Source organism: Rhodococcus quanlei, assembly GCF_055231015.1.
Window position 1 is genome coordinate 349,769 of record NZ_JBUYWD010000011.1, and the last position, 21,537, is coordinate 371,305.

Sequence of the window (21,537 nt, forward strand, 5' to 3'; positions counted from 1 at the left end):
ACCAGTTGAGGTACATTACTGCCCGAGCAACCTCGGAGGGGACATGGAACGCATGAACAACCGGTTCACTCGCACGTCGTTGTACGCGGTGTGCGTCGCAATCGGCATCGCCTGCACCCAAGGTGCGGCGCCTGCTGGCGCGTCGGAATCGCGTCCACTCGACTGTGTTCCCCCGATCGGGACGAACCAGCTCATTCCGCCGCTACCCGGTCTGGTCACCCCGCTTCCGAGCGTGAAGGGGCTCTCCGAGTTCGAGGACCTCGCTCCTGCACCCGCCGGGCTCGATCTGCCGGCGGACATGCACCTGCGCGATGGCGCGCAGGGATTCAACAGTTACGCCGAATTCGCGCTCAGTGACGGTTCTCTCTACACCCGCCCGCGCGGTTCCGACGGTCCGTGGCGCACGGTGAACACCCCCGGCTGCCTCGATGGGCACATCGCCGCCATTTCGGTCGACGGGAACATGGTCGTTGCCTTGGACGGGAACGGGTGGATCTACTCCCTCGACAACGTGCTCTCGGGTCCGATGGTGTGGAACTGGACCCGCTCGTTCGGGGGGCCGATCTGGCTGTGGCCGGGAATGACAGTCCCCGACGGTGCCCAGGAACCGGGCAAGTGGGCCCTCAGCCACCGGGTCTCGGACAGTTTCGTCGACGCCGAGGGAAACCAGCACCCACTGACGGCAGGATTGGTGCAGGTGGTGAGCCTGACGGGTGACGGCTCCCGCATCGTCTACCAAGACCCGTGGCTGCCCGCCGATTACAGCTACGAAATCGGTGGGCCGTTGGACGGGCGATTCATCTCGAACTCCATCTCCTCCGCCGGCTCGGTCAACATGGTGATGAACCGCTACGGCGACATCTACACCCGCAAGTACGACCTGGACCTGGCCGGCGCCAACCACATTCCGCACCGCTACACCTGGCAGGAACAGACACCGGCGCCGCAAGCGCCCACCCAACTTCAGGAACGATTCGACCCGCGCTTCACCGGGGTCTCACTCCCCGGACCGGACTGGCAGCACCAGGTCAAGATCCCCGGCGAGATCACCTCCCGCATCTCCATCAACGTCACCGGACCGGCAGTGGAGGACCGCGAACTGCGCGTCGAAGGACGCCGCGACGGCCGGACAGGCTACTGGCACAAGGGACTGAGCGCTTCGTCCTGGGAATTCACGCCGACGGGACAGCCTCTGAAGCAGCCGATCCTGACCGAGGCCGACCCCTCCGCCGATCAGTCGTCGTTGACGCTGGCACCGGCCAGCGAGCTCTCCTACTCGGGCCCACTGCCTGGTGGGTGGACCGCGCTGGTCGAGCACTTCGACTGGGCGCAGACAACTCACGACGTGGTCCTGACCGCACCGAGCGGGCGGACATACGACATCGAAATGCACACCACCGACGCACTCCGGCTGATCCCCCGCGGCCCCGGATTGGACGAGCACCCACGCACCCTCGAAGGGGCCCTCGACCTGCGAACTGCACAGCCCTGGGCGGAAGAGAACGCAGAGCTCGGCACTTTCGTCCGCAATCACCTCGACGGCAAGGACATCTACGAAATCGGGGTCGGCGCAACAAGGAATCAACTGGTGATATCGCCCGCCGGACTGTTGACCGCACCCTTGGGAGTCTGGAACCGAACCTGAGGAGTGAGGAAGCGGCCGCAGATCAGCTTCCGGTCTCCGCCCGCAACCGCCAGATGCCCAGATCTTCGGGGACTCCGCTAGGTTGCGGCGCGAAGAACGCCCTTCGCCACGGCTTCGTCGTGATCCCCAGCGTCTCGAGGGTTCCCGGCTGCAACGCACTGAGCGTGGCAGAGGAGGCCATCACCTTGCCATCACCGCCGAGCGCCATGATTCGAGCCGCGATGTTCACGTCCACGCCCAGCCAGTCGGCGCCTATCCTGCGTGGCAAACCGGTGTGTAGTCCCACCCTCATACGGGGGCGGTACCCGTCGACCTCGACCTCCGCCAAGGCGGCACGTGCGACGAACACCGATTCCACCGCACGATCGGCGCTCGGAAAGACGGCCATGATGCCGTCACCCATACGTTTGACGACGTTCCCACCGCGGTCGTACATCGGTGTTTCGACGACAGACGAGACTCGGCGCAACAGGCCGAGCGTGGCGGAGTCTCCGGCTGGAAGTGCCCAACTCGAGAATCCGACGAGGTCCGTGAACACGATGGTGACCTCGGAAGTTCCGCGACCCTGCCCGGCCCGTTCCAGCAATGCCTGCCACACCTGGAGAGCGCCGAGGCTCACCTCACGCGAAGCCCCGGGTTGATCGCCCTGCGCCCGATCGGCAATGCGCGCCAACGCCCGTGCACTCCCCGGCCCCGCTGTGGACAGGGGATCACCGAACGCCGGGTCTCCGGGTAGAACGCGACGCACCCGGCGAAGCCCGTCGACCAATGGCCGGTGCCCGTTCATCGCCGACAACCACGCCGAAACCGAGCGACCCGAATGCGCGCGAGGAGCCTGGCTGGAGTCGATCGGATCATCACTCACGAGCGTGAGCGTAACGCAGCGTCACACGATTCATTGCCCCGCGCGGTTCGCGCTTCATTGCCCCGCGCGGTTCGCGCTTCATTGTCCAGCGCGGGCCTTCTCGCGTTCCGTCCCGGTAGGCACGCCATTCGGGCCATCCAGATCCTGCGCATACACGCCCACCGCGTAGGCGACTGCCGCCGAATTCTGGGCCAGCGCTTCCCGATCGATGTTGGCGAGAGTGTCGTCCGCGCTGTGGTAGTTCCGGTCGTACGCGACATTCGGGGTGCCACCCCAGTCCTGCGCCTGTTCGGCGGTCTTCTGTCCGTCTGCCCCACTGAACACGCCACCTGCCGGGATCTGCGCCGCAATGAACGGGCCGTAATCGGAGCGTCCGTCGAAGTCGGTACCGTCGACTTCGACGCCCACACTCTCGAAGTAGTCGACGAAGGTGCGTTCGATACCGGCCGAACCCTTCGGTCCCGGGCCCGCACCGAACGCATCCGAGTCGTCACCGTCGTAGGCGAGGTAGCCAGGGTTCTCCGATCCCAGCATGTCGAAATTCAGGTACAGGGCGATGTCCGACTTCTGCTCCGGGGTCAGACTTTCGACATACGCCGTCGAACCACGCAGTCCCAGTTCCTCTGCGCCCCAGAATGCGAACCGGACGGCATTGTGCACGTTCGGGCTGCCGCCGAGCTGCGACGCCGTCTCGAGCGTGGCGGCGACACCTGTTCCGTTGTCGTTGATGCCGGGGCCGTCCGGCACGCTGTCGAGGTGGGCGCCCACCATGACCACGTCGTCGGTGGATCCGGTGGTGGTCTGCGCGATGACGTTGCGGCCCGTCGAGGTCGTCGTTTCGGTTTCGAGCGTGAGCGTCACTTCGTCGGCAGCGACGAGGTCCGCGCCATCGTCCTTGCTCACGCCGGCGACGGGTATCTCGCCCGCGTCGGGGGTGCCGAGCGTCCCTCCGACCAAGGGCCCTTCTTCGTTGTTCACGACAACAGCGGCGGCGGCTCCGCGCTCGGCTGCGGCCTTCTGCTTGTCCGCGAATGGACACACGCCACGATCCACGACCACCACGGCGCCGGTGACGTCCAGTCCGTCGTAGTCGGTGACCTCGCAGCCGGGGGTCTCGTCTGCGGGTACCGCCACGACGGGTGCGGTGATTCCGTCCGGGCCTGTCGAGGGCGAGTACGCAAGTGCCTGCACCTCGATGTCCTGGCCGTCAGCGCGTAACTGCTCCGACTTCACATCGAAGGAGTGGTACTCGAATTCGGGCGTCTCGACATCGAACCCGCTCTCACGCAGGGTCTGCGCGACGTAGTCGACGCTGGCGGCGTAGCCGGAAGTGCCGGCTGCCCGGTTTCCGTCGTTGTCCGCCGCAATCTCTTCGAGCTTCTCGAGGTGGTCCACCACCGAATCGATCGTGACCGACTCCGCCAGCACGTGTGCGTCGACCGGCACCGGCGTCTCGTCGTCACCGGACGAACATCCTGCGAGAGCAAGCGCTCCTGCCACACCGACCGTGAAGACTCCCCGTAATCGCATCGGCCGAGACTAACGCAAGACACCGGTGGCCGGTGCGAATGGTTTTCGCACCGGCCACCGGCTTTCGTCTTCCCGCACTGCCCTGTGCAGACCTCCCGACGTACGTCTGCACAGGGCGGGAGGACGAAAGTACTGTAGTCGCCTGCAGTGGCCCGGGGTGTCCCGGGCGTGTTCGTCAGGCGTCGCGGGTGTTCACAGCCACGATTGCCTCACCGAACACGACCGCGACGAAGACCGTGAAGTACACGAGGCTGCCCCATGGACCCCAATGGAAGTCGATTCCCTGCGGCACCCCGAGGAACTGGTTCGCGTTGGCGAAGGGCAGGAACGGTTGCACGTTCCGGCCGATCTCACCGAACAGGCCGAACAGGCTCTCGATCAGCAGTGGCCACAACAGCAGCAGCGCGATCGCGGCGGCCGACTGCCGCACGAGGGCACCGACACCGACCGCCAGCACCACACACAACAAGGCGAAGATCGGTACACCGTAGATCGCACGCCAGGCGTCGCTACCGGACAGGGTGAGCGCTGCGCCCGCCTCGTCACCTGCGGTCATCTTGGCGATCGCATATGCGCCGAACGTGAGCGCAAGGGTCAAGAGCGCGCCACCCACACCGATCAGACCGGCCTTGGCGACGAGTACCGACGCCCGGTTGGGGATCGCCTGGAACGTCGTCCGTATGACTCCGAAACGGTATTCACTGGTCACGGCCAGTGCGGCAAGGATCATCAGCACGAGCACGCCGAAGCCGGACACGCCGCCCACGGCATCCGCGAGTGTCGGCAGGAAGGGATCGAATCCCGGATCCTCCCCGGCGGCGATCTGTTCCTGGTACGACTCGAGGCCCAGCTTCGCAGACCACCCGATCACCGCAGCGAGACCGAGCCCCAGCACGATGATGATGGCGGTGCACCACCACGGCGACCGAGTAGTGGTCAACTTGATTCGTTCTGCAGCCAGAACAGCCATCAGAGGGCTCCCCTCATCACATCTTCGACGCCTTCGGCGTGGTACTGCACGTCGTCTCCTGTCAACTTCATGAATGCGTCCTCGAGCGACCCCCGCTGCGACGACAACTCGTGCAGGACGACGCCCTGGGCTCCCGCGATCGCGCCGATCGCCTCGGTGCTGGAATTCAGCACGAGCAGGGCGGGTACGTCGCCGGATCCTTCGTCGCGAACGGTCAGTCCTTGCGAGGTGAGTGCGCTACGCAGTGCGTCGAGTTGTGGACTGCGTACCCGGACCGTGGACTCGGAGGCCATGTCGACGAATTCCTTCACCGAGGTGTCCGCCTTGAGGTGGCCACGCCCGATGACGACGAGGTGCTCGGCGGTCAGGGCCATCTCCGACAGCAGGTGGCTGGACACGAGAACCGTGCGGCCCTCCGCAGCGAGACGCTGCATGAACTTGCGAATCCAGACGATGCCCTCCGGATCGAGCCCGTTGACCGGTTCGTCGAACAGCAGCACCTTGGGGTCACCGAGCAGAGCACCGGCAAGACCGAGACGCTGGGACATGCCGAGAGAGAAGCCGCCGGCCTTCTTGCCCGCGACGTCGGTCAACCCGACGAGATGCAGCACCTCGTCGACCCGGCTCTTCGGGATCGAGTTGGCGGCCGCCATCCACTGAAGATGAGCGCGTGCGGACCGATTGGGATGAACCCACTTGGCATCGAGAAGCGCACCCACCGTCCGCAGAGGCTGTTGCAATTCGCGATAGTGCTTACCGTCGATCAGTGCGGTTCCGGCGGTCGGCCTGTCCAACCCCAGAATCATCCGCATGGTTGTCGATTTACCCGCACCGTTCGGCCCGAGGAAGCCGGTGACGATGCCTGGCTTCACGGTGAACGTCAGGTCTTCCACGGCCTTCGTCTGCCCGAAGGTCTTGGTCAATCCGTTGACTTCGATCATGCCGACAAGGATGCCAAGGATGCGGGGCCCGCGCATCGGCCGTGGGGCTGTTCACTAGTAGTCCTGCGGTACCACAGTCACCCCGAACAGTGCCCCCGAGGATCCCCCGAAAACCCCCTAGGACGAGGCCTGCGCCCAGAACCGCTTGGGTATGCGGCCCGCGTGACGAGCCTGGTACCCGGCAGCGACCGCCCCGCGCATCGCCGAAGCCATCATCTCCGGGTCGTTGGCACGAGTGACTGCGGTAGCAAGGAGAACTGCGTCGCATCCCAGTTCCATCGCCTGAGCCGCATCGCTCGCGGTGCCGATCCCCGCATCGAGGATGACGGGAACCTCCGCGCCCTCCACGATCATCTCGATGTTGTGCGGATTCGAGATGCCCAGGCCGGTGCCGATCGGCGAACCGAGCGGCATGACCGCCGCGCACCCGACGTCCTCCAGGCGGCGAGCCAGAACCGGGTCGTCGGTGGTGTACGGCAACACCACGAACCCATCGTCGACGAGCTGTTCGGCCGCGCGGACGAGCTCGATCGCGTCGGGCAGCAGCGTCCGCTCGTCCGCGATGACCTCGAGTTTCACCCAGTTCGTCTCGAGAGCTTCGCGTGCGAGCTGTGCGGTGAGAACAGCTTCGGCGGCGCCACGGCATCCCGCCGTGTTGGGAAGCAGAGCGATGCCGAGGCGCCGCAGCAGATCCAGTACTCCCGTTCGACCGGTCGCATCGACCCGACGCATCGCCACAGTGGTCAGCTCGGTGCCGGAAGCAACGAGCGCTTCCTCGAGGACGGCAAGATTGACGGCGCCCCCGGTGCCCATGACGAGCCGGGAGTCGAAAACCCGGTCTGCAATCGTGAACTTGCCGGGGTCACCGGTCGCGGTGTCACCCACCCTGCACCGCCGTGAGAACTTCGATCTCCCAGCCACGACCGACGGTTTCCGACCAACGGGCACGTGAGAAGACCTCACCGTTGATCGCAACCGCCACGCCCTTCGTCGGCAGGTCCAATCGCTCGAGCAGCTCGAGCACCGTCGTGGGCTCGGTCAACTCGTGGTCCGTGCCGTTGACGCTGATCCCGATGGGGATGGTCATGCCGCCGACTCGTCCCACATTCTGTTCGTTCATCGCTTCCTCACTACGTTCCGGAATCGTTCGGAGTTCGCACACTCGGCCTCCTCGAGTGTGCTCCCGTCCAACAACGCCACCACCGCGTCAGCGGTGACCGGTGTCAGCAGGATGCCGTTTCGTCCGTGTCCTGCAGCCACTACAACACGATCGGACAATCGGCCGATCAGTGGCAAGTTGTCCGGAGTCATCGGTCGTAGACCTGCTGCCGCTTCTTTCAGTTCGTACTCACCGATCGCCGGCATCAGCGCCTCGGCATCCGCTATGAGGTCACGGACTCCTCCCACTGTGACCTGAGTGTCCTCGCCGGTTTCGTATTGGGTGGCACCCAACACGATCCCGTTCGCACGCGGCACCAGGTATGCGGGACGGCCGTGAACGGTGCCTCGAATCGTACGGGTCGGCGCAGGCGTCACACCCGGCCTGGTACCCAATCTGAGGATCTCCCCCTTCACCGCCCGCACGGGCAGTCCCGGCCACAGCCTTGGTGCCGCCAACCCTGCCGCCAGCACTACCTGATCCGTGGTGAGGTCGTCGAGATCGTGGACGTTCTCTTCCGTGAATTCCACGCCGGCCGCCCGAGCGTTCTCTCGGAGGGCAACGAGAAGCAGGCGATTGTCGACCGCCAGTTCGGAGCGGGCCAGCAGCCCCAGCCGCACCTTGGGCCCCAACACCGGCTCGAGATCCCGGATTCTCGCCCGATCGACGATGTCCACGTCGTACCCCTGCGTGCCCACCCAATCGGCGATGGTGCGCAGATCCTCGGCATCCGCACCGTCGAGCGCAACAGTCAACGAACTGGAGGAGGTGAACAGCGATACGTCGGCTCCGGCCTCGAGTTCCTCTCCGAAGTCGGGCCACCGCTCCAGCGAAGCGCCGCCGAGACCGAGCACATGCTCCTCACCTGGCCAGCCCTCCGACAGCGGGGCGAGCATTCCGCCCGCCACCCACGACGCACCGGAACCGCTCGCCGCGTCGTACAGACGGACCGACCACCCTTGCCGTGCTGCCCGCCATGCAACGGACAGGCCGATGACCCCGCCACCCACGACGGACAACGAGCGCGCCACAATTCCTCCTAGACTTCCTGCGCCGGCATGATCCGGGTCAGGTTCGACGGTCGGGCCGGCGTCGACCCCTCTCAGCCCCGCGATCCAGGGACTCCCGTGACAACTGTTCTTCTTCGAAGGTTACCGTCATGGCCGTGACCCCCACACACCGCAGCAACGACATCGACCGCCGTGCCCGCCTCGCAGCGTCCCGGTTGTACCTGTGCACGGATGCCCGCCGCGAGAAGGGTGATCTGGCGCAGTTCGCCGAAGCCGCACTGGCCGGTGGCGTCGACATCATTCAGCTGCGGGACAAGGGTTCGGCCGGCGAGCAGCAGTTCGGTCCGATGGACGTGAAGGACGAGTTGATCGCGTTGTCGGTGCTGACCGAGGCGGCGCATCGGCACGGCGCACTCGTCGCCGTCAACGATCGTGCCGACATGGCTCACGCCGCCGGTGCCGACGTGCTCCATCTCGGCCAGGGAGACCTTCCGGTTCCGTACGCCCGCGACATCGTCGGACCCGACGTGATCATCGGCAGGTCCACCCACAACCGGGCGCAGGCCGGGCTCGCTGCAATCGAGGAGAGCATCGACTACTTCTGCACCGGCCCCGTATGGGCGACACCCACCAAGCCCGGACGCAGCGCCGCAGGACTCGACCTCGTACGTTCCACCTCCGCCGCCGCGCCGAATCGTCCGTGGTTCGCGATCGGCGGTATCGACGAGGCGCGCCTACCCGAAATCCTCGACGCCGGCGCCACCCGCATCGTCGTGGTCCGTGCCATCACCGCGGCATCGGACCCTCGAGAGGCGGCCAGGTCACTCAGCGAGAGACTCCGCGTCTCAGGCGAACGGGATAACCGACCGACCTGACCAACGCAGGGGGCGATCAGCGATCGACGCCGGATTCCCGTGGAATGCTCAGCATCGCCTGCTGCAACCGCGCCCAGGCGTCGGCGAACCCGGGATGCAGGGGCAACGACGTGACATGATCTTCCCGAACCCACCGCAGTTCGGTGCTCTCACCGTTGGGCACCGTTTCGAGTTGACTGTCGGCATCGGCGATCACGGTTGTGTAGGTCCACCCGCCGTCCACCGTCATGGTCACCACCTCGGCACGCACGACGATCGCATCGCCCTCGATGCCGGCTTCCTCCTCGGCCTCGCGCACCGCTGCGTGGGTGGTGCTCTCGTGAGAGTCGCGCGCACCGCCCGGCAGCGCCCAGGTACCGCCCTGATGACTCCACGCCGCCCGATGCTGCAACAGCACCGTGGGGGTACCGTCCGCAGCCGGAGCGCGCAGCAGTAGACCTGCGGCCCCATGTTTGCCCCAATGGCGAGTTCCGTCCGGGCTGACCGCCCAACCGTCACCGTCACCGCGCATCGACTACCCCTGTCGGTTCGATCACCCTGCAGTGCCCACACCCTAGCCGACCTCGCGGATCTCGACAGGGACCGATCTCGACAGGGAACGACATAGCAGGGAACGACATAGTTCGCTTCGATGAGCGACCCTACTTATATGCTCCTCGGGTGAGTAGGCCCAACGAGAGGGGGTGACATTGCGATGCTCCGTGAAGCCCCGTCCATCGAACCGCACGGTGGGGATGCTGCCGCTGAGAAGTCGTCCGACCCCCGCATGGCCCGCAGACAGGAATTACGCCAGTTCCTGCTCTCGACTCCGGCCCGGCTGACCGCGTTGGGGGCGCTTCTCGTCGTACTCACACTGGCTGCCGGCATCGTGACCTCGGCATCCGTGAACAGCAGACAGTCCACCCTCGACACCTTGCTGGCGGAGACCGAGCCGCTGGCGGACTCGGCCCAGAACCTCTACGGCGCATTTTCCGTCGCCGACGCCGCAGCCACGACTGCCTTCATCTCCGGCGGCATCGAACCGCAGGCGGTGCGTGACAAGTACACCCAGGCGGTGGGCGTCGCATCCGCCGAGTTGGTGTATGCGGCAGCCGGACTTGCCGACGGCGACACCGGCAGCCGCCGACTCCTGGCGTCGATCGCGACCGACTTCACGGTGTACACGGGTCTGATCGAGACGGCACGTGCCAACAACCGCAGTGGGCACCCCGTCGGCGCCTCCTATCTCACCGAGGCCTCGACGCTGATGCAGACCGGGCTGCTGCCGATGGCACAGAACTTGTATGCGCGTCAGGCCGAGAACGTCGCCGATACGCAGCGGGAATTCGTCCAGCCACCGTGGGCGGCCATCGCGCTACTCCTCGCGGCACTGGTCGCCCTCGTCGTCGCTCAGGTCCTGATGGCGCGGCGAACTCGTCGAACACTCAACGTGGGCCTCATCCTCGGGTCGGCCGCCATGGGAGTGTTGTTGGTATGGCTGCTCGGTACGGGACTGCTCTCGTCCATGGACGTGCGACGGGCCCTGCACGGCGGGACCGAACCACTTCACGAACTGACGACGGCCCGCATCCTGTCTCAGCAAGCTCGTGCCGAGGAAACACTGAAACTGGTGCGTCGTGACTCCGTCGGGGACTACGACGAGGCCTACCGGGACAAGGCAGAACACCTCACCTTCACACTCGGCGAGTACGCGAACAGCGACACCGATGTGTCCCAGGACGAAGTCGAACGGGCAATCGCGTCGTGGAGGCAGTGGTCCGATTCCCACGCCGACATGAAGACCGCATTCGATGCCGGAGAATTCGAGACGGCAGCCGACATCACCGTCGGACCAGGACCGGACAGATCCACGGCCCAGTTCACCGCACTCGACGACGCACTCACCGAGGGTATCGTCGAGGCCCGTAACGAACTCCGGTCTCGGCTCTCGAGCGCCTCGGACGTACTCACGGCACTCGGACCTGGTGCGCTGGTGCTGTCCGTCATCGCGTTCGGTGGAATCATCGTCGGTTTGTGGCCGCGACTTCGGGAGTACCAGTGACCAGGGCACGCAAGACCAGGGCACGCATGACCAGGGCACGCATGACCAGGGCACGCATGACCAGGGCACGCAAGCGCGCGGCCGTGGCCATCGCCGCGCTCGCTCTTCTGGTCGGCGCCTGCGGCGAACCCGAGACGATCCAGGTCGAGGCTCCGGACTTGGCCTACACGGAGCCGCCGTTGCCGTCCGGGGCAAGTATCGCGCCCGACCCCGCGCAGGTCGGTGCGACTTCGCCAGAACCGGACTGTGGCAACCCCGTCGCGAGTCTGCGGCCGTTCCCACCGGGCACCGACCCCGCCGCCATGCCCAACGTCGAGAACATCCGGGCGCGTGGACGGTTGATCGTCGGACTCGACACCGGCAGCAACCTGATGAGTTTTCGTGACCCCGCAACCGGAACCGTCACAGGATTCGATGTCGACATCGCCCGGGAGGTCGCGCGTGACCTGTTCGGCGACCCCGACCGCGTCGACATCCGCATCCTCACCTCCGCGAACCGCATAGAGGCACTGAAGAAAGGGACGGTGGACATCGTCGTCAAGACCATGTCCATGACCTGTGACCGCCGCGAACAGGTCGCGTTCTCCACCGAGTACCTCGAAGCACACCAACGGATTCTGGTGGTGAAGGACGCCGAGATCGCCGGCCTCGACGACCTTGCCGACAAACGGATCTGCGTCGCACGTGGCACCACCTCGCTCAGCCGTCTGCAGAAACTGGTGCCGGAGGCCACCATCGTGACCGTGCCCATGTGGGCCGACTGTCTCGTAGTCCTCCAGCAGCGGCAGGTCGATGCCGTCAGCACCGACGACACCATCCTCGCCGGTCTCGCGTCGCAGGATCCCTATCTCGAGATCGTCGGCGAAAGCATCGGGACCGAGCCGTACGGTATCGGTATCACCAAAGGCCGCGACGACCTCGTGCGATTCGTCAACGCAACACTCGAACGCATTCGCCACGACGGAACATGGCAGAGACTCTACGACCGGTGGCTGTCCGTACTCGGCGACACCGAACGGCCTCCGACCGCCGTCTACAAGGACTGACTCATGGCCGACAACGAAGACGATCAAACCACCCAGGCGGCGCAGCGGCCCGAAGCAACCCAGGCAGTACACCGCCCGGAGAAGACACAAGCAGTACACCGCCCCGAGACGACGCAGGCTGCGCAGCGCAAGTCCGACGCCACGCATCCTTCCACCGCAAGTTCCGGTCGCTCGACGCGTTCGTCGGTCGCGCGAACCGGTCGACGCCTGCGGATCGGTGGAGGGCTGGTCGAGGTGCCGATGGTCTCGACGGTCGACCCGGCCTCCGCGGTGATGGACGACCCCACCGTCGCCGAGCGTAAACGGTTCTGCTGGAAGTGCAGTCATCCGGTCGGGCGGACCGGTGCCACGGCGAAGGGGATCGACCACGGCGCCTGTGAGAAATGTGGCGTCGAGTTCGACTTCCGTCCGGCACTGTCGCCCGGCGACCTGGTGGGTGGGCAGTACGAGGTTCAGGGTTGCATCGCTCACGGCGGGCTCGGCTGGATCTACCTCGCCATCGACCGCAACGTGAGTGACCGTTGGGTGGTACTCAAGGGCCTGTTGCACGCCGGGGACGCGGAAGCGCAAGCGGTCGTAGTGGCCGAACGCCAGTTCCTGGCCGAGGTCACGCATCCGAGTATCGTGAAGATCTTCAATTTCGTGGAGCATCCGCTGCCGGACGGCACTCCGATGGGGTACATCGTGATGGAGTACGTCGGCGGTAACTCACTGCGGGACGTACTGGCGGGATATCCACTTCCGCAACGACTTCCCGTCGAACAAGCGATCGCGTACGTTCTGGAGATCCTGCCCGCGCTCGGCTACCTGCACTCGACCGGGCTGGTGTACAACGACCTCAAACCCGACAACGTGATGGTCACCGAGGACTCGCTCGAACTCATCGATCTGGGTGCCGTCGCCGGCATCGAGGACTACGGGTACCTGTACGGCACCCCTGGTTACCAGGCACCGGAAATCATGGAGACCGGGCCCACGGTGACCTCCGACATCTTCACCGTCGGTCGTACACTCGCCGTCCTCACGATGGACATGGCCACCACCAACGGCCGTCTGCGCGACGGGCTTCCCGAGCCCGAGGAGGCACCACTGCTGGCAGAGCACGAGTTCTTCCACCGACTGCTGCTGCGCGCGACGAACCCGGACCCGAAGTGCCGGTTCGAGTCCGCCGAGGAACTGACCGGGCAACTCCTCGGGGTGCTACGCGAAATACTGTCCATGCAGACCGGTGCCGAACACCCCGGCCTGTCCACCGCATTCAGCAGGCAGAGAACCACCTTCGGAACAGACGAGTCGGTGGAGCAAACCGACGTCTACGTCGACGGCCTCGAACGCGACACGAACCTGTGCGGCGCCTCTGTGGTTGCGGCCCTTCCGGTCCCGCTCATCGATCCCGCCGACCCGAATGCGCAGTTGCTCGCCGCCACGGTGCACAGCGCGCCGCACCAGACCCTCGATGCCATTCGGCACGCACGGGAGAACGGAATCGAACGGATCGTCGGCAACATCGACACGTCCTTTACCCGCGAGTTGACGCTCGCCGAGGTGAAAGCCCACCTGGACCTGGGAGATTCGGTCGAGGCAAAGGCGCTGTTGAACAAGCTCGAATCCGAACTCGGCTCGAGTTGGCGTATCGATTGGTACGCCGGGCTTGCCAGCCTGATCGACGAGGAATACGAAAACGCCTTCACAAGCTTCGAAGCCGTACTGGCCGCGATGCCCGGCGAGGCGGCACCGAAGCTTGCGCTGGCCGCCACTGCGGAACTGGTCCTGCGGCATTGGGAGAGCCCGGACCCGGAGCAGTGGCGCGACTTTGCCGAACGCTACTACCGGACGGTGTGGCGCACCGACCGCAACAACGTCAGTGCCGCATTCGGCCTGGCACGCATGCTCACCGAACGTGGCACGATCAGCGACGCCCTGACGGCACTCGATCAGGTGCCGACATCGTCTCGTCACTTCACCACCGCCCGAATGTCGAGTGTGCTCACGCTGTTGTCCGGACGCGCGATCAACGAGATCGGCGAACCCGCGCTGCGCGACGCAGCCACCAGGGTCGAATCGCTACCGCCCGAGGAGGGTCGGGTCCTGCAGATACGAACACTGGTCCTCGGAACGGCACTGGACTGGGTGCGATCCGGCCATGCCGCATCCGAGGACCGCGAGCCGATCCTCGGTGTGCCGTTCACCGAGCGTGGACTCCGCAAAGGCACCGAGTCCGGGCTGCGTGCATTGGCCCGCAGCGCACCCGAGCGCACTCACCGTTACACGCTCGTCGATCTCGCGAACGCTATCCGACCGAAAAGCCTTCTCTGACTTGTGACCCCATACGGGATCGTCACACGAACTCTGCGGCCGCCCGGGCGATGGCAAGCTCTTCGTCGGTCGGTATCACGAGAACCGCCACGTCCGATCGATCCGAGGAGATGCGGCGCTCGTCGCGATTCTTCTCCGTGTTCCTGGCCTCGTCCACCACGATTCCCAGCCTTCCGAGACCGGCCAGGCTGTCACGACGAACATCGGCGTTGTTCTCTCCGACACCGCCGGTGAACGTGATGACATCCACTCCACCGAGTTCCACCAGGTACGCGCCGATGTAGCGACGCAGCCGATGGACGTACACGTCGTAGGCGAGCTTCGCATCCTCGTCGCCCTTGTCGACCAGGTTCAACAATGCCCGGAAATCGTTCACCCCGGACAGGCCGAGGAGACCGGACTGCCGGTTGAGGAGATTGTCGATCTCATCGACGTCGAGGCCTCCGCTGCGGCGCAGGTGAAACACGACGCCGGGGTCGATATCGCCGGACCGGGTTCCCATCACCAACCCTTCCAAGGGAGTAAGCCCCATGGACGTGTCGATGGCCGCACCACCCTTGACGGCCGATGCCGAGGCCCCGTTGCCCAGGTGCAACACGATCTGGTTCAGCTCGGCAGGATCCCCGTCCAGGAATGCGGCAGCACGCCCGCACACGTACTCGTGCGAGGTGCCGTGGAATCCGTACCTCCGGATGTCGTGTTCTTTCGCCACTTCCCGATCGATGGCGTACGTGGCAGCTGCGGCCGGCAGCGAGTGGAAGAACGCAGTATCGAAGACAGCGACGTGAGGGATGTCGGGCAGTTCTTCCCGAGCAACCTCGAGCCCGATCACGTTGGGAGGATTGTGCAACGGGGCCAGCGACGACAAGCGGTCGATCTCGCACACCACCGCGTCGTCGATCAATGTCGGCTCGTAGAACACCTTGCCGCCGTGCACGATCCGGTGTCCAACCGCGATAATGCCCGATTCACGCAACGGCCTACCGACTTCGGCCACGATGTCCGACAGCATTTTCAGGCCGGCACGATGGTCGACGATCGTCAACGTGCGCTCGATGTCGCCACCACTGTGGTGGAAGACGATTCGCCCCTCGGGCTCTCCGATTCGCTCGATCAGCCCGGACCCGGCCGTGTGCCCGTCGCCGGGACGAACGAACTGAAACTTGATCGAGGACGAACCAGAGTTGATGACGAGGACTGTTCCGTCGGTAGCGTCGGTCACTGCTTCACTCCCCGTGCCTGGTTCACTCCCTGTGCCTGAATTGCGGTGATGGCCACCGTGTTCACGATGTCTTGCACCAATGCCCCACGCGAGAGGTCGTTGACCGGCTTGTTCAACCCCTGCAGAACCGGTCCGACGGCAACCGCGCCGGCGCTGCGCTGAACAGCCTTGTAAGTGTTGTTGCCCGTGTTCAGGTCGGGAAAGACGAACACCGTTGCCTTACCGGCCACTTCCGAGTCCGGCATCTTTTTGTCGGCAACGCTCTGCTCCACCGCGGCGTCGTACTGGATGGGACCATCCACCAGCAAGTCCGATCGGCGATCACGCACCAGTGCCGTTGCCGACCGAACCTTGTCGACGTCTGCACCGCTGCCCGAATCTCCCGTCGAGTACGACAGCATCGCGATCCGTGGTTCGACGCCGAACTGGGCGGCAGTCTGCGCCGATGAAATGGCGATGTCTGCGAGTTGTTCGTCGGTCGGATCGGGAACCACCGCGCAGTCACCGTACGCCAATACACGATCCGCGAGACACATCAGGAAGATACTCGACACCGTGGAAACGTCCGGTTTCGTCTTGATGATCTCGAACGACGGGCGGATGGTATGGGCCGTGGTGTGCGCGGCCCCGGAGACCATCCCGTCGGCAATTCCCAGGTGCACCATCATGGTCCCGAAGTAGGAGATGTCGAGCATCGTCTCGCGAGCACGTTCGACGGTCATGCCCTTGTGCTTGCGCAGCCTCACGTACTCCTCCGCGAACGTATCGGCATGCTCCGATTCACGAGGATCGAGTACCGCAGCCGCAGACAGATCGACACCCAGCTCCGCAGCGCGACGACGAATCTTCGCCTCGTCACCGAGCAAAGTCAGATCTGCGACCCGCCGTTGCAGGAGACGTCCGGCTGCTCGCAGGATGCGATCGTCGTCTCCTTCCGGCAACACGATGTGCTTGCGGTCCGCCCGGGCCCGGTCGATCAGCTGGTACTCGAACATCTGGGGTGTGACGACGGACGGAATCTCGAGCTCGAGCCGGCCCAACAGTTCGGAGCCGTCCACGCGTTGCTCCATGAGGCTGAGCGCGGTGTCGACCTTCCGCTGCGAACCGACCGCGACCCGGCCACGGGTTTGCGCTGCGGCACTGGCCGTATCGAACGTGCCCAGTTTCGTGGCGAGAATGGGCAGTCGGGGTTTCAAGCCGGCCATCAGATCGGCGATCGCAGAATGCGGTTCGAGCCCACCGTTCATGATGATGCCCGCCAGTGACGGGAAGCCCTCCGCCTCGTGCGCATTGACCAGCGCCAGAAGCACGTCCGATCGATCACCAGGAGCGATGACGACCACACCGTCCGTGAGCCGTTCCAGAATATGTTCGACGGTCATACCGCCGACCATCACGGACAATCCTTCGCGGTGGAGCAACTCGGCGTCACCGCTGTAGAGGGAGCCGTCGACGGCCTCGAGCAACTCCATCATGGTGGGCGCAACGAGCAGCGGGATCTCGGGCAGACTCCATGCCGGAACCGGCATCTCGCCCAGTGCGGCCGTCACCTTCTCGAGTTCGTCCGGCTCGCACCGGTTGGCGACGATGGCCAGCAGATGGGCATGATGAGCGGACAGTTCGGCGGCGCACATCTGGGCGAGCTGCGCGACCTCGTTCGGTGTTCGCCGTGCGCCGCGCAGAGCGAGCAAGACCGGTGCCCCGAGATTCACCGCGATCCTCGCGTTGTAGCCGAGTTCGCTGGGGCTTCCGACGTCGGTGTAGTCGCTACCCACGATCACCACGGCGTCGCACTCGTGCGCCACGTCGTGATACTTCGCGACGATGTCGCCGAGTGCGCCCTCCGGGTCGTTGTGGACTCGTTCGTATGTCACGCCGACACACTGTTCGTAGGTCAGATCTGCGGTGGTGTGTTCGAGGAGGAGTTCGAGGATGTAGTCGGGTTCCTCCGTCGAGCGGGCGATGGGCCGAAACACGCCTACCCGGGCGGCGGATGCGCACAGCATCTGCAGGACACCCAGCGCGACGGTCGACTTACCGGTATCGCCCTCGGGAGAGGCGATGTACACACTCGACACGGCTGCGTTCACGGATGTGGCGGGCATGTCATCACCCTATATGCGCTTCGCGCCTGTGAGTGGTTGACGAGTCCCCAGGCTCGTCAACCACTCACAGGCGGCGGAGCCGCGGTCCCAGATCGCGCTCGAAGAGGTCGAGGAATCGACGCTGGTCGTGGCCGGGTGCGTGGAACACGAGGTGGTTGAGACCGGCATCGAGGTACGGCTTGATCATGTCGACGGCCTGATCCGGATCGGACGCAACGATCCACCGCTTCGCGACCTGCTCGATCGGCAACGCGTCGGCAGCCTTCTCCATCTCGATCGGATCTTCGATGCTGTGCTTCTGCTCCGGGGTCAGCGACAGCGGCGCCCAGAACCTGGTGTTCTCCAACGCCTTGTCCGGATCGGTGTCGTAGGAGATCTTGATCTCGATCATCTTGTCGACTTCGGCGACGTCCCGCTCTGCCTTGGCCGCTCCCTCGGCGACGGCGGGCATCAGCTTGTCGTTGTACAGCTCCATCCCCTTGCCGGACGTGCAGATGAAGCCGTCTCCGGCGCGGCCGGCGTATCTGGCGACGACGGGACCACCCGCCGCGATGTACACGGGAATACCGCCTTCGGGGACGTCGTAGATCGAGGCACCGCGCGTCGTGTAGTACTCGCCCTCGAAATCGACCCGGTCACCCAGCCACAGCTCACGCATGAGCCGCACCGATTCACGCAGCCGGGCGAAGCGTTCCTTGAACTCCGGCCAGGGTCCGTCGAACCCTGTTGCGATCTCGTTGAGTGCCTCACCGGTTCCGACACCCACCATCACGCGGCCCGGGTACAGGCATCCCATCGTCGCGAACGCCTGCGCCACGACGGCAGGGTTGTAACGGAAGGTCGGCGTCATCACCGATGTTCCCAACTGCAGCCGCTCCGTACGCTCACCGACAGCCGTCATCCAGGCGATCGAGAACGGCGCGTGTCCTCCCTCGTGGCGCCACGGCTGGAAATGATCGGACACCGTGGCCGAATCCATCCCGTGTGCCTCCGCGAGCACACCCAGCTCCACCAGTTCCCGCGGACCGAACTGCTCCGCCGAGGCCTTGTATCCGAGCTTCAGTTCCTGCGACACGTGTGCTCCTTCTCCGTCTGTCCCGTCTACTGCCTGCACACTAGAACGCAGCGACGATGCTGGCGATACCCGCACCCGCAGCGACCGCGATCAGACTCACCGAGAAGAGCCACATTTCGTGGGGCCGCGGCATCGGCGAGCCCTCGTTGAGCGCCTTCTCCACTTGCCGCCATCGGCGCATCCCGACCAACGCCGCAGCGGCTGCGAGCGCAATCAACGCGAGTCCGAGCGCGGTGCGGACCCAACTGGTACTGAACTCCGGAACCAGATGCATCATCGCGATACCGCCCGCCAGCAGGGCCAGGGAACTGCGCATCCACGCCAGGAAGGTGCGCTCGCTTGCGAGCGTGAACCTTTCGTCCGGCCTCTCCGGTGAGGTCACGCTTCCATACTGACACCGAAAGTGCTTCGAGCTCGCCGTTACCGGGTCTACGCTGAAACCACGCCGAGCAATCAGGGGTCACCATGCGTCATGGGCGGTCTAACGTTCGATTTCTGACAATTCCTGCTCTGATGGTGTTGTCGCTCGTGTGGGCGCTGGTGGCGACGCCCACGGCCACCGCGGATTCGCGGACTCTTCGCATCGATGTGTATTCGCCCTCGATGGGACGGTGGATCGCCAACGACGTGATCACTCCAGCAGGAGGCGGACCCGCACCGACCTTCTATCTGCTCACCGGTATCGGCGGGGGTACGGACGGCATCTCGTGGTTCAACAACACGAACGTTCGCGAGTTCTTCGACGACAAGCACGTCAACGTGGTGATGCCGGTAGGCGGCGAGTACAGCATGTACACCGACTGGATCGCCGACGATCCGGTTCTGGGACGCAATCAGTGGCAGACGTACCTGACTCGCGAGCTTCCCGCTGCGATCGACGGCAAGCTCGCTACCACCGGTGTCAATGCGATCGGCGGCGTTTCCATGGCAGGAAGTTCGGTGCTCGACCTGGCCATCCAATCGCCTGGAACGTTTCGTGCGGTCGGCTCCTACAGTGGCTGTGCACAGACGAGCGGCATCATCGGACAGGCCATGGTGCGGTCCATGGTGGAACTCCGAGGCGGCGGGAACGCCGCCAACATGTGGGGTCCGATCACCGCTCCCCTGTGGCGCAAGCACGACCCTATGCTCAATGCCGAACGTCTGCGTGGAACTGCTGTGTTCGTCTCCAGTGGCAACGGGATTCCCGGCCCCATCGACGATCACAATCCGGCGCTCGTCGTTCCGCAGACCATCGGGGGCAGCGTCGTCGAGATGGTCACGAACGTGTGCACCCACGCATTCGAGCGCAGACTGGCGTCACTCGGGATCCCGGCCACGTTCCGCTACCTGCCCCAGGGAACACATTCGTGGGGGTTGTTCGAAACCGAACTCCGCGACTCGTGGCCGGTCATCGGTGGTGCGATCGGGGCGTGAGGCCCTATCGATTCCGGTGCCGGGCATCCAGGTATGCATCCAGTACCGGTCCGATCACGGCGAACGCCTCCGCACTGGTCATGCCCAGATGATCACCCGGAACGTAATGCACGTCGATGTTCCCCGTGATCGCCGAACGCCAGGCGTTCGGGTCGGCGCCGGGTATACCGGCAGAACCTTCCGCGGCGAAGAACAGCACGTCTCCCTCGAACGCTGCGGGCACGAAGTCACGGGCCATGAGATTGGAATCGGCCAGTCCTTCACCGAGGCGACCGACAAGTGATCGCGCCGCACCGATCCCCAGGTGAAACACGCGCTGGACGAACGACACCAGACGGTCACTGTCCGTCTCACCCGATTCGCGGTCGAGGTCGAGCCCGAGCCCTCGAAGCCATTCTTCGGGACGTTCGTCGACACCGCGGTCGGACTCTTCGTCGCCGGGCGGATAGCTGTCGAGCATGGTGACGGTCACCGTGGCCGGCGCCAATTGGCCGGCGACGGCGTGCGCGATCAGTCCACCGAACGACCACCCCAGCAGGTGGTAGGGACCGTAGGGCCTCACCTTCCGTACCTCCGATGCATATCGGCGGGCAAGCGTGTCGACGGAGTGGTAGCGCGGCCCCCCGCCCAGAAGAGGGAGTTGGAGGCCGTAGACAGGTCGATCCGACTGGAGGTAGCGACTCAATCCCGCGTAGCCGAGTGCCAGCCCACCCGCGGGATGAATGCAGAAGAGTGGCTCTCCGCGTGCCGACGCATGAAGCGACACCAAGACGTCGAGGATCGAGGGCTCCGATTCGGGTTCCGACTCGGCGAGCGAGGCCGAGTCGGGTACCTCGATCATCCGGGCGAGGCCGGCAGGGGTGGGGGAAAGGAAAACCCACTGCACGGGGACAGGACTCCCGAGCCGATCCGAAAGTTGTTCTGCGACTCGTGTTGCGGCCAGCGAATCGCCACCCACCACGAAAAAATCATCACCCACACCCACACCCGACACACCCAACACCGACTCGAACACCGACACCACCACACCCACAACCCCCGACACACCACCCACACCCGACACCCCGAACACCGGCACCGGCAACCCCGACCGATCCACCTTCCCCGACACCGACAACGGAAACCGCTCCAACACCACCACCCGCGGAACCATGAACCCCACCAACACCGACCCCACGAACGCACGCACCACCGACTCCACCAACACCACCCCAGACTCGGCAACAACCCACCCCACCAACACCGACCCCACCGGACCATCGACCACCCCCACCACCGCACCCGACACCCCCGGACACCGACACAACACCGACTCCACCTC

The 21,537-nt window shown here is 65.0% G+C and carries 18 protein-coding genes, 1 pseudogene and 1 riboswitch; of the genes and pseudogenes, 6 read left to right on the forward strand and 13 right to left on the reverse strand.

Annotation, left to right across the window (positions count from 1 at the left end):
- The first annotated feature begins 43 nt into the window (after positions 1-43).
- The gene (locus ACZI8Q_RS10640; RefSeq protein ID WP_463373476.1) at positions 44-1,645 is read left to right on the forward strand and encodes a hypothetical protein; all 1,602 of its coding nucleotides are present in this window, start codon (positions 44-46) and stop codon (positions 1,643-1,645) included.
- Between the two features lie 22 nt (positions 1,646-1,667).
- Here ACZI8Q_RS10640 and ACZI8Q_RS10645 read toward each other — a convergent pair whose 3' ends face one another.
- The 7 genes from ACZI8Q_RS10645 to thiO all read right to left on the reverse strand — a co-directional run bounded on the left by ACZI8Q_RS10645 (position 1,668) and on the right by thiO (position 8,141).
- Positions 1,668-2,510, reverse strand: a complete 843-nt coding sequence (locus ACZI8Q_RS10645) for an adenylate/guanylate cyclase domain-containing protein (RefSeq protein WP_463373477.1) — start codon at positions 2,508-2,510, stop codon at positions 1,668-1,670.
- A gap of 78 nt (positions 2,511-2,588) precedes the next feature.
- Positions 2,589-4,040, reverse strand: coding sequence for a M28 family metallopeptidase (locus ACZI8Q_RS10650; RefSeq protein ID WP_463373478.1), 1,452 nt, complete (start codon positions 4,038-4,040; stop codon positions 2,589-2,591).
- A 175-nt stretch (positions 4,041-4,215) separates the two neighbouring features.
- A complete protein-coding gene (locus ACZI8Q_RS10655; protein ID WP_463373479.1) occupies positions 4,216-5,010 on the reverse strand; it encodes an ABC transporter permease in 795 nt (264 codons plus the stop codon).
- A complete protein-coding gene (locus ACZI8Q_RS10660) occupies positions 5,010-5,951 on the reverse strand; it encodes an ABC transporter ATP-binding protein (protein WP_463373480.1) in 942 nt (313 codons plus the stop codon). Before ACZI8Q_RS10660 ends, ACZI8Q_RS10655 begins: the two co-directional genes overlap by 1 nt.
- 117 nt (positions 5,952-6,068) lie before the next feature.
- Positions 6,069-6,836, reverse strand: a complete 768-nt coding sequence (gene thiG, locus ACZI8Q_RS10665) for a thiazole synthase (protein ID WP_463373481.1) — start codon at positions 6,834-6,836, stop codon at positions 6,069-6,071.
- Positions 6,829-7,071 carry a sulfur carrier protein ThiS gene (thiS, locus tag ACZI8Q_RS10670; RefSeq protein ID WP_463373482.1) on the reverse strand — a complete coding sequence of 81 codons (243 nt, stop codon included), beginning with the start codon at positions 7,069-7,071 and terminating at the stop codon, positions 6,829-6,831. Before thiS ends, thiG begins: the two co-directional genes overlap by 8 nt.
- Positions 7,068-8,141, reverse strand: coding sequence for a glycine oxidase ThiO (thiO, locus tag ACZI8Q_RS10675; RefSeq protein ID WP_463373483.1), 1,074 nt, complete (start codon positions 8,139-8,141; stop codon positions 7,068-7,070). The genes thiS and thiO overlap by 4 nt, the downstream gene beginning before the upstream one ends.
- Positions 8,139-8,249, reverse strand: a riboswitch (TPP riboswitch). (Overlaps the previous gene by 3 nt.)
- A gap of 26 nt (positions 8,250-8,275) precedes the next feature.
- On the opposite strand from thiO, the gene thiE reads away from it, so the two are divergent.
- Positions 8,276-8,995 carry a thiamine phosphate synthase gene (thiE, locus tag ACZI8Q_RS10680; RefSeq protein ID WP_463373515.1) on the forward strand — a complete coding sequence of 240 codons (720 nt, stop codon included), beginning with the start codon at positions 8,276-8,278 and terminating at the stop codon, positions 8,993-8,995.
- Between the two features lie 61 nt (positions 8,996-9,056).
- Here thiE and ACZI8Q_RS10685 read toward each other — a convergent pair.
- Positions 9,057-9,506: pseudogene (locus ACZI8Q_RS10685) on the reverse strand (NUDIX domain-containing protein); the annotation flags it as partial.
- A 183-nt stretch (positions 9,507-9,689) separates the two neighbouring features.
- Between ACZI8Q_RS10685 and ACZI8Q_RS10690 the strand changes: the two are divergent.
- Genes ACZI8Q_RS10690 through ACZI8Q_RS10700 form a run of 3 tightly spaced genes read left to right on the forward strand, consistent with a single transcriptional unit; the run spans position 9,690 to position 14,398 of the window.
- Positions 9,690-11,036 carry a hypothetical protein gene (locus ACZI8Q_RS10690; RefSeq protein ID WP_463373484.1) on the forward strand — a complete coding sequence of 449 codons (1,347 nt, stop codon included), beginning with the start codon at positions 9,690-9,692 and terminating at the stop codon, positions 11,034-11,036.
- 41 nt (positions 11,037-11,077) lie between these two features.
- On the forward strand, positions 11,078-12,082 hold the full coding sequence (locus ACZI8Q_RS10695; protein ID WP_463373516.1) for a glutamate ABC transporter substrate-binding protein: 1,005 nt from the start codon (positions 11,078-11,080) through the stop codon (positions 12,080-12,082).
- A gap of 3 nt (positions 12,083-12,085) precedes the next feature.
- Complete coding sequence (locus ACZI8Q_RS10700) at positions 12,086-14,398, forward strand: serine/threonine-protein kinase (protein WP_463373485.1); 2,313 nt, start codon at positions 12,086-12,088, stop codon at positions 14,396-14,398.
- Positions 14,399-14,420: 22 nt separating this feature from the next.
- Here ACZI8Q_RS10700 and ACZI8Q_RS10705 read toward each other — a convergent pair whose 3' ends face one another.
- The 4 genes from ACZI8Q_RS10705 to ACZI8Q_RS10720 form a co-directional block, all read right to left on the reverse strand.
- A complete protein-coding gene (locus ACZI8Q_RS10705) occupies positions 14,421-15,620 on the reverse strand; it encodes an acetate/propionate family kinase (protein WP_463373486.1) in 1,200 nt (399 codons plus the stop codon).
- Positions 15,617-17,725: a phosphate acetyltransferase gene (gene pta, locus ACZI8Q_RS10710; RefSeq protein ID WP_463373487.1), complete on the reverse strand. Its 2,109-nt coding sequence runs from the start codon at positions 17,723-17,725 to the stop codon at positions 15,617-15,619. The genes ACZI8Q_RS10705 and pta overlap by 4 nt, the downstream gene beginning before the upstream one ends.
- A 64-nt stretch (positions 17,726-17,789) precedes the next feature.
- A complete protein-coding gene (fgd, locus tag ACZI8Q_RS10715; protein ID WP_463373488.1) occupies positions 17,790-18,800 on the reverse strand; it encodes a glucose-6-phosphate dehydrogenase (coenzyme-F420) in 1,011 nt (336 codons plus the stop codon).
- A 40-nt stretch (positions 18,801-18,840) separates the two neighbouring features.
- Positions 18,841-19,182, reverse strand: coding sequence for a YidH family protein (locus tag ACZI8Q_RS10720; protein ID WP_463373489.1), 342 nt, complete (start codon positions 19,180-19,182; stop codon positions 18,841-18,843).
- Positions 19,183-19,265: 83 nt separating this feature from the next.
- Between ACZI8Q_RS10720 and ACZI8Q_RS10725 the strand changes: the two genes are divergently transcribed.
- Positions 19,266-20,216: an alpha/beta hydrolase gene (locus ACZI8Q_RS10725; RefSeq protein WP_463373490.1), complete on the forward strand. Its 951-nt coding sequence runs from the start codon at positions 19,266-19,268 to the stop codon at positions 20,214-20,216.
- Positions 20,217-20,220: 4 nt separating this feature from the next.
- Here the strand turns inward: ACZI8Q_RS10725 and ACZI8Q_RS10730 are convergent.
- Positions 20,221-21,537 (reverse strand): thioesterase domain-containing protein (locus tag ACZI8Q_RS10730; protein ID WP_463373491.1); only part of this gene is annotated, 1,317 nt, incomplete at its 5' end.